The sequence below is a fragment of the Vibrio sp. MMH1-50 genome (assembly GCF_022347645.1).
Classification (GTDB): domain Bacteria; phylum Pseudomonadota; class Gammaproteobacteria; order Enterobacterales; family Vibrionaceae; genus Vibrio; species Vibrio harveyi.
This window is the reverse complement of record NZ_JAKRGG010000065.1, coordinates 1-9,586: the sequence shown is the minus strand read 5'-3', so window position 1 is coordinate 9,586 and position 9,586 is coordinate 1. Positions and strand designations below refer to the sequence as shown.

General features: G+C 46.2%; 5 protein-coding genes. 4 read left to right on the top strand and 1 reads right to left on the bottom strand.

The features are described from left to right. Positions 1 to 205 precede the first annotated feature (205 nt). Both MHO32_RS24760 and MHO32_RS24755 read left to right on the top strand, forming a co-directional pair. Positions 206 to 1,342 (top strand): sugar diacid recognition domain-containing protein, encoded by a 1,137-nt coding sequence (locus tag MHO32_RS24760; protein WP_239214764.1) that lies wholly within the window; start codon positions 206 to 208, stop codon positions 1,340 to 1,342. A 149-nt stretch (positions 1,343 to 1,491) separates the two neighbouring features. Beyond that, complete coding sequence (locus MHO32_RS24755) at positions 1,492 to 2,625, top strand: glycerate kinase (RefSeq protein ID WP_239214761.1); 1,134 nt, start codon at positions 1,492 to 1,494, stop codon at positions 2,623 to 2,625. A 122-nt stretch (positions 2,626 to 2,747) separates the two neighbouring features. On the opposite strand, the gene pulA is transcribed toward MHO32_RS24755, so the two are convergent. Continuing rightward, on the bottom strand, positions 2,748 to 6,737 hold the full coding sequence (gene pulA, locus MHO32_RS24750) for a pullulanase-type alpha-1,6-glucosidase (RefSeq protein WP_239214759.1): 3,990 nt from the start codon (positions 6,735 to 6,737) through the stop codon (positions 2,748 to 2,750). A 513-nt stretch (positions 6,738 to 7,250) separates the two neighbouring features. Between pulA and MHO32_RS24745 the strand changes: the two genes are divergently transcribed. Together MHO32_RS24745 and MHO32_RS24740 are read left to right on the top strand one after the other, a co-directional pair. After that, positions 7,251 to 8,456, top strand: coding sequence for a tetratricopeptide repeat protein (locus tag MHO32_RS24745; RefSeq protein WP_005447367.1), 1,206 nt, complete (start codon positions 7,251 to 7,253; stop codon positions 8,454 to 8,456). 496 nt (positions 8,457 to 8,952) lie between these two features. Then, positions 8,953 to 9,399: a helix-turn-helix domain-containing protein gene (locus MHO32_RS24740; RefSeq protein ID WP_005447369.1), complete on the top strand. Its 447-nt coding sequence runs from the start codon at positions 8,953 to 8,955 to the stop codon at positions 9,397 to 9,399. Positions 9,400 to 9,586: the final 187 nt, after the last annotated feature.

Here is a 9,586-nt window from a genome sequence, read left to right as displayed (position 1 = left end):
ACAACTTGGAAAGAGCTAGCTATTACACTGCGTTGTTTTCCTTACTCTCGAATCAATGACAACGCTCTGAATCCTGCATCTTGAAGTCACTTGGGTATAATTGGGTGATATTTCACTTTGGCGTTGATTCCAGCTCAATATCATGGCGATAGAAGACAAAGTGTGATTTATTGACGCCTCAATCGTTGAGATTTTAGGAACAGAAATGGTGATTCTCGACCACACACTCGCGCAGCAAATCGTCGATCGCACTATGTCGATCATTGGACACAACATCAATGTGATGAACGCGGCAGGCACTATTATTGGCAGTGGTGAAGCTGAGCGCATTGGTCAAAAGCACGATGGGGCGGTGCTAGCGCTCAACCACGGTGATTCGCTGGAGTTGGATGAGCAAAGTTGCCAATCCCTGCAAGGCGTGAAACCGGGCATCAATATGCTGCTGCACTTTAAAGGTGAAGTGGTTGGTGTGGTGGGCGTCACTGGCAAACCTGAGCAAATCCGAGCGTTTGCTCAGTTAGTTAAGGTGACAGCGGAACTGACCATTGAGCAAGCTTCGCTGGTGGAGCAGTTGCAATGGGATCGTCGCCACCAAGAAGAGTTTGTATCAGCATGGTTAAACCAACAACTCAATGATTCAGATCTGCACGATTGGGCTCAGCGTCTTTGCATCGATTTAGTAACACAAAGAGTTGCCGTGGTGATTGAGCTTATTGCAGATAATGCTCCTGTTAGTTTGAGCAAGGTACGTGAAGTGGTGGACGTACTGTATCGTTCTGAAGATAAACCGTTGGTGGCGATCATGTCGATGAACGAAATTGTCGTTCTCAAGCCTTTGTGTTCTTCCTCTACCTCGAACAGTGACCAAAGTATACTTGAGCGCATTCAGCGCCGATTAACTGCGAATCAGATTGACGATGTTCGCCTTGCGATTGGGCAATATTTTGATGGCGCAAAACAACTCCCTCTTTCCTACCAAAGTGCCAAGCAGGTGCTTGCCGTTGGTCGCCGTTCTCATCCAGAACAAATCACATTGAGCTTCTCTGAGTATCGCATACCTGTGTTACTCGCCCCGTTAGCCGACTCTTGGCAAGGTGAACAACTCGCTCAGGCGATGACTTCTCTTGCTTCAGCAGACAAATCTGGGCAGTTGGTGAAAACTTTAGAGGCGTATTTTCATGCCAATGGCAACGCTAATGATTGCGCTAATGCATTGTTTATTCATAGAAATACATTGAGGTACCGTCTAGATAAAATCAGTGAAGTGACGGGCATTTCAACGCATGATTTTACGGGGTTGGTTGAGCTTTATATTGCCAGTCATCTCAATAAGTTAAGTTGATTTATTGTGCAGGCGCACAAGATTTAAATGATTAAGCTCAGTGTAATTTGGTTGTTTGCCTAAAGAATGCGCCGAGTTTTTGAGTGAGAATAGCTACATTGATGAGTTGCGACTTGTTCCTCGCAGCGCGCTGTTTTCAGGAGAATGAAATGAAAGTTGTGATTGCCCCAGATTCGTTTAAAGAGAGCTTGACCGCTAAACAAGTAAGTGAGGCGATCAAAGTGGGTTTGTCTCGTGTTTGGCGAGACGCAGAGTTTGTCACGCTACCTGTTGCTGACGGCGGCGAAGGTACAGTTCAATCTTTGATTGATGCGACTGAGGGGGAGCAGGTTTTCGTGACTGTAAAAGGTCCGCTCGGTAATGATGTGAAGGCGTTTTACGGTATTCTGGGGGATGGCGAAACCGCAGTGATTGAGATGGCCGAGGCAAGTGGTTTGCATCTTGTGCCAAGTGATCTTCGTGACCCGAAAAACACCAGCAGCTTTGGTACTGGTCAGTTAATTTCGAATGCGCTTGATCGCGGTATGCAACGTTTGATCATCGGCTTAGGAGGTAGCGCAACCAATGACGGCGGTACGGGTATGCTGGCGGCGTTAGGTGTTAAGTTTCTTGACAGTGCTGGTCAGCCAATCACCCCCAACGGTGGCGGTTTGATTGAGCTAGCAAGCATTGACGTATCAGGTCTCGACGCTCGCTTAGCTGATTGTGAGGTGCTGGTGGCGTGTGATGTTGATAACCCATTGTGTGGAGAGAAAGGCGCATCAGCAATTTTTGGTCCGCAAAAGGGCGCAACGTCAGCAGATGTTGAGCTGTTAGATTCCGCTCTCAACAAATTCGGCGAACTGACAGAGCAAGTGACGGGCAAGCACGTTCTGACTCAAAAAGGCGCAGGTGCAGCCGGTGGTATGGGCGCGGCGTTGCTTGGTTACCTCCCAGCACGACTGAAGCCGGGTATCGAGATTGTGCTAGACACCGTAAAGCTCGCAGAGCACGTAGCAGACGCTGATATTGTCTTTACTGGTGAAGGTCGTATTGACCATCAAACCGTGCATGGCAAAACACCAATGGGTGTGGCGAAAGTGGCGAAAGAATATGGTTTGCCAGTGATTGCCCTAGCAGGCTGTACAGGTGATAACTTCCAAGCAGTCTACGAATATGGCATTGATGCGGTATTCGTGTGTGTGCCACGCGCAATGAGCTTGCCTGAAGCGATGGAAGAAGCGGATACAAACCTAGCCAATTTGGCAGAAAACGTGGCGAGGTTGTGGCAGTTGCCACACTAACTCTCGCTGTGTTTAGGAGCGATGAGCTGTGGAGGTTTGTGGTTTTCGTCGTTGCGGAAAACAGGCACAAAAAAGGGGAGGTGTTACCCTCCCCAAGCTAGCACATGATTGCGCCTACTGTTTTACTTCTTAGTTACCGTTACGATTGGTGCCGCCTTGTCTGCCGCATTGAAGTGGAAGTTGTAGTTTCCTGCTTCAGCAATCGTAATTTTAAGGTTTTTGCTACCGCCACCGGCATTCATGGTGACCGCTTTACCTAGCTCCACGCTGCCGTCACCACCAAAGTTGGTCGCATCAGCCCAGTCTGCGCTTGCGATCTTCATTTCGTAGCTGCCTGCTGCTAGAGCGATGTCTAGTGAGTAAACATCAGCGGCTACGTAAGAGAATTTAGCGCTAGAGTCTTCAGCTGGCGTATCCCAAGTGGTGATAGTGCCGCGTAAGAACAGTGACGTGTCACCAAACGTTGGCGCATCTGCTGCTTTCGTTACTGAAATTACTGGTTTTTCTACGCTTTCATCTTGAACATTCAGTGCGTTTAGAGTGAAGTTGTATTTGCCAGTTTCAGCTACCGATAGCTTACAGTTGCCCGCTGCACCTAGGTCTAAAGAGTCACTTGCTTGGGTTGCTGCATCACAACCGATGTTTGGATTTGACCAACCTGAATCTGCAAACTTGAACTCGTGATCACCAGCTTCAAGTACACCTGTTACTGAGTACAAGCCATTGCCGATAAAGGTCATTGCCCAATCGCTGCTATCAGACCAACCGTTCATAGAACCCTTCACGTAAACCACAGTTTCGCCGTAAGGAGGAATGCTTGATACGTCTTTGTTGTCCTTGTTAACCGGTAGACCGTCGCCTTGTGCACCGCCCTGAGGCTGTACAAATACCGCTGTTGTTAGCGCAGGAACTGTGAACGTCTCACCCGCGAAGCTTGCACCTTTTACGATGTCGTCTGCTGAGTTCTTCTGAATCTCATGCAGTTCGAAACCTGTTGCACCTTTCACTGTGAAAGATTGCTCTTTAGACGTTGAGTTCACCACTGCCACAACGGCATCGTAGTTGGTGTCTAGGTCTTTACCTGCTGATTTACCGTCATCGATAGACATAACGATCAAGCCTTCTACTTGGTCTTTGCCTACGTTACGGAAATCGACGCGGTTCATTACTTCTTGTGCAGTATCTAAGCGGAACAGTTCGCTAGAGCTGCGGATTTTCAGTAGTTCTAGGAATTGCTTCTTAGTTAGCTCGATATCTTCAGCACTTGGTTTCGCAGAATTGTCACCAACGATCTTCTGGATAAGCTCCCAGTTTGCGCCATCTTTATCTTGACGAGGTAGACCGACGTTCCAGTTGTTGTCCGTACCGTTGAAGAAGACACGGTTGAACCAGTCACCAGAATCGTAAGAGTCACGCTGCATCGATTTCGAACGTAGCAGCTCAGAACCCATGTGAATGAATGGAATACCTTGCCCCAACATTACCGTAGATAGAGACACGTTTTGCATACGAGCGCGTTCAGCAGAAGGGGTGCCTGTAGCAATCTTGTAAGCGTTGTTGTCCCAAAGCGTTTGGTTATCGTGCTTAGATACGTAAGAGATGTTCTCTGATGGCATCTTAGTGTAGCCCGCAGGTGCACCGTTGTAGTCTACGTTCTTACCAAGTTTAGTGTCGCCCTTGTAATCAAGAAGAACGAATTCAGCCAAGTTACCCGCCATACCTAGGCGAACAAGATCTTGGTTGTGTAGACGACCGTTTACTGAATCAGCGTCTGTCTTCGTTTCTTCGTTAGCGTATGCCGCGTTACCAAAACCTTGGTTGAAGCGAAGTGGGTGGTTACCTTCTGAGTCTTTACCGCCATCGAATGGGCTGCCGCCACGAACTGCATCACGTAGACGGTCCGAGAAAGTACCGATCTCTGTGCCAGCCATGTTGACTTGCGTCGCTTGGTCGAAGCGAGCGTTTTGTGCCACTTCACCAAAGTCCCAACCTTCGCCGTAGAATAGTGTGTTAGGGTCAACTTTACGTACTTGCTCTAGCGCGTAAACCATCACGTCTTTTGGCTGGTGACCCATCAAGTCAAAACGGAAACCATCCACTTTGTAGTCGTCTGCCCATACTAACAATGAGTCAACCATCAGTTTACCCATCATTAGGTTCTCTGTTGCTGTGTTATCACAACAAGTTGAGTTCTCTACGCCACCCGTGTTTACGTTCAAGCGGTGGTAGTATCCAGGGACAATCTTATCCAGAACCGACTTATCATTTACGCCAGATGCGTTAGTGTGGTTGTACACCACGTCCATGATAAGTTTTAGCTTCATTTTGTGTGTTGCTTGAACCATTTCACGGAATTCAACAATACGCTTAGAACCATTAGGATCGGTCGCGTAGCTGCCTTCAGGCACTGTGTAATGGAATGGGTCATAGCCCCAGTTGAAGCTGTCTAGCATACGTAGGTCATTCATCAGAGCCTGAGCTGAACCCGTTGTTGGATCGTAGCTGTTTAGGACATCTTCAATAACTTTACTTTCGTTTTCTGTACCACAAACAGAAGCGGCTGGTTTAATGTCACAGAGTTTGCCAACCGTGTCAGTAATATCCACGCGGTTTGCTTCGTTTTCATCGACGGTAGCGATATCGAATGCTGGCAGAATGTGAAGCGTAGTGAGACCTGCGTCTTTCAAAGCTTGAAGGTGTGAAACCGATTCACGATCCGCTTCTGTCAGAGCAAGGTACTTACCATTGTATGCTTTGGTCCCTTTGGTATCGCTAAAGCTGAAATCACGTAGGTGCGACTCGTACAGTACGTGGTCTTCGTCTTTAGCAAGTTCAGGACGTTTGTAATCATTCCAACCTTGAGGTTTCAAGCTATCGCTGTCTAGGTCTACAACTTGTGAGTACAGAGAGTTTTGAGACAAGCTTAGCGAGTATGGGTCAGTAACAAGGCGGGTTTCTACAACACCTGTTGTTGGGTGGTAAACCTTAACTTGGTAACGATAGTATTTGTTTAATACGTCGCTTTGCGCTTCTGATGCCCAGATACCTGTAGCTGGATCTTCTGTCATCGCAACGGTTGCTTGTTCTTTCAAATCTGCATCGTAGATGATCAGGTCAACGTCTTGCGCTGTTGGTGCCCAAAGCTTGAATGTTGCTGCGTTGCCATCAACAATTGCGCCAAGTTCCTGACCGATTGCGTTACCTGCATCTTTGTTAGCAAATACGGCATCAAGTACGCCTGGTTTTTGTACTTCAGTTGCAGAAATAACATCGCCATCTGCGTTGTAAGCCACCATGACGATTTGCGATTTTAGAATGGTGTGAAGTACGTCAGCATCAACATCGATACCTGCTGCTTGTAGGCTAGAAAGGTGACGGAAACGTTTTTTCAGTGCTTCAGACAATTCGCCTGCTTTCGTCAGCTCAACTGCTGTACCACCAGTGATTTGCTTGTCTTCATCCATCTTGATGTCGTTAGTCAAGCTGTAGTAAAGCTTCATTGAGTCTGCATTCGCCGCCGCTTCCCAAGCGATGGTATTAGCATCTAGCCAATGCGCTTTTTGACCGTCAATTTCTACAGGACGCTCTTCGATTGGTTCGTAGTAAAGCTCGCTGCTGCCGTGGAAGCCGAACAAACCTTTCGATTCACCTAGCTTAGTCAGCTCAACTTTTGAGTTTGCACTGCCGAATGCCTTCTCATCCCCTTTGTGTAGGATGAAGTTCATACAGTTGTGTGGGTCAGATGCGTCTGGGTTCACTTTCAGAACGTAGTAAGCACCGTAAGTGTCACTGATGCCGTCGAATGGGCGAGGTGACCCCCAGTCCGTACCGCCCTCTGGGAGCCCCATTTCTTCAAGATCGGTACTGGTACAGCCTTCGCCATTCCAAAGGTGTAGACCCCAACCTTCGTAATCGCTTGCTGATGATGCAGCTGCGACATCGCGTTTGTAATAGATGACAACTTCGTTCTCTCCCGCAGGGTGTAGACCAGAGCCAGGGTTCGTTGTGTCATCGCTTGTGCTATCACTGCCACAACCGCTGATGACTGCCACAGAAAGGAGCGGCAGTACGGTTTTAGCAATCGCTGATAATTTAAATGTTTTATTGTCCACGTTTACAAATCCATTGTTATTGAATTGATAATAGATTGGCAAAATGCCGAAAAGGAAATGTTCAACAAGATGCTAATACACTGAACTATCAGCAAAATGTGAGAGCAGGCAGTTAAGTTTTTTACAAGTAAAAATTTTCTGTCACACTAGATTTTGTTCACAAATTAAATAATAAAACGGTCTCATAGTGAGATATTCAGCACAGCCTAAAGATGTAAATTTTTATAGGAGGAGAAAGGGGGGATGATAGGGGCGGAGAATGTCTAAGCCCCAAAACTGTGACTCATTCCTATAAAATTAGGGGTGTTATTTTTTAATTAAAAATAAGTTGCGGTGATATCGAATAAAAATTCGCCATACTCGACCAGTAAACTTCAGATTTTACCTACATGGTCGTTATATAATAGAGCGGAGTACGCCAAAGATGGCGCAATTATACCCCGAGTTAGAATTTTGCAGATTTTCCCAAGCGCGGAAAGTCTCGGTGAGCACTGACCTAAAAAGAGGCGGTTTATGAGTAGTATGGGCATTGCTATTACAGCAACTGGCCTTTCACTCATCCTGATATTTGTTTGGATGATCTCGTTGTCGATGCGTAAGCAACGTCTAGAGGCAGAGAGGAAAGCGCGTGAAGTGGCGTATCGCAAGGCGATGCAAAAAGCGCGCGAACAAGAACGTAAAGAGCGTGAATTTAAGGCGGAGACCGGTCATATTCCGACAATTCTCTATTTAGCGAAAGAATCAGAGCGAGACAATCTTAAGCGCGCCCTGTATTGGTACGACAAGGCCGCCAAACTGGATAACGTCACCGGCATGTATGGTGTGGTGCGTTTGGCTGAGCGAATGCGTGAAGATGTTATCTTAAGAGAGCAAGCGAATTTTTGGCGTACTGCGATTGCCGGTATGGAAGGTGATATCGACGCGAAATTTGCAACGGGTAAGGCGCTTTTGTCTGGACGTGGTACCGAGAAGAATATTCCCAAAGGGCATCAACTCATCGAAATGGCAGCAGATGAGGGTTGTATTCCTGCCATGTTGTATATGGGGGAATGGCAGTTATCACCGGAGAATACGGCAGGGCGTAGTGCTGATGCTTTGTTCTGGTTTATGAAAGCTGCTGAGCAAGACAGTGCTGAAGGTAAAATCCAAGTGGGTTTGTGTTATCTAAGAGGCACTGGCACTGATAAAAGCATGGTGAAAGCGTGTTATTGGCTTGAAAGAGCGGCGGAGAGTGGCAGCGCAGAGGCAATGTTTCACGCGGGAGAAGCGTGGAAAGATACCGGTAAAACAGGCAATGCGATTGCTTATATTTGGCTGTTTTTATCCGCGAACATGGGCTATGAGCCAGCACGTGTCGTTCGTGATGAAGTCGCAAGCAACATCGGCGTGGATGTTGTAGTGGGGCTGCAATCTATCGCTAAACCGCTGCAGAGGAAGCTCGCATCTGGTTTCGTCAAAAAGCACTCTATCATTCGTGCGTTAAACAAGGTCTACAAACGTGAACCTTACTTCCCAGACCAAGATGAACTCAATGAGTTGCTGAGTGAAGAACATCATGAAGAAGAAAGTTTGCTTGATGGCGCACCAGAGCTGAACTTTGATGCTGAGGTTCCACCACAGCAAGAGTTTGCTTCTCCACCCAAGCAACCATCAAAAGAAGTGCTCGACTTTACTCAGAACTTCTTACAGCCACAGAATCTCAACAAGCCTCATTCGTGAGGCTTTTTTATTGCCCGTGTTATAAGAGGTTCCACCAAGTGCATATACCCAAGCATCTCTTAGGTATAAAGAGGTGAGTGATCTTTATGCAATTTTTCAACAGAAATCCATCACTTAATCACCTATCGTTATATAAATCGACAAATAGAGGGAAATCCCCCCTTGTTGGAAATACACGAATTAAGCTCCAATCCAATATTATTGATTAGCCAATAAAACGGCTATGAAAATAATTTGTTAGCTTAATTTGTGTTGATCTATCTAGATTCATTACTTTAACTAATATTAGCTATTAAGTTTTATATTACTAAATCTTAATTTCTATTTTCGGTTTTCTATTATCTCTATTGATCTTTAACTTAATTGAGCGCAATATACCCAAAAATAAAATAGCGCACACTCTGCGTATAAATACAGTAAGAAGCAACCTGTTATTATCCTTTTCAACATAAAGGGGCAAACTCACGCTCTTTTTATGTCTATTAGAGATTTGTGTATGTTGAGAATCATTAGTGCAGATAAGTTCATCTCTTCAAGGTTTATCTTGGAATACAGCAAAGTGGAATTTGCATCTTTGTTGGGAGTTTCCGTTGCTAAGATAACCAATATAGAGAATGGCAAAACATCGATTCCTCCGGTGTATGATTATGCCATCAACCACTTGCTCAGTGAGCACCCGTTTAAAGACAGCGCTGTTGAGGCTCTAAGCTCGCATGAAACGCTGAACTTCGCCCGTCGTGTGGATGTAAACAGTAAGGTGCAGCGCTTGTCTTGTAAGCGCTGTGACAGTCGAAGGTTACATGTTATGGCTGGCATGAGTGGTCTGTACTTTGTGGAATGTATGGACTGTAAGCACACCATGTACTCGTCTGGAATCGCGGTGAAACGGTATCAATTATGGTCGAATAATGGCGTGAGGCTCGATAGTCATTTGTTTGATTAAACTGGCTCTCGCTGCTATCAAAGTAAAACCACCAAAGTAAAACAATAAAGTAAAAAGCCATCAGCAGAAATGTTGATGGCTTTTTGTTTATACCCAAGTAACCTCGATATGCTAGGTTCAGCGAGACTGACTTGGTTTGTAGACGCGGCGGCGATTTAAAGGTTTAGTGGGTCTAAATCAAGAATCG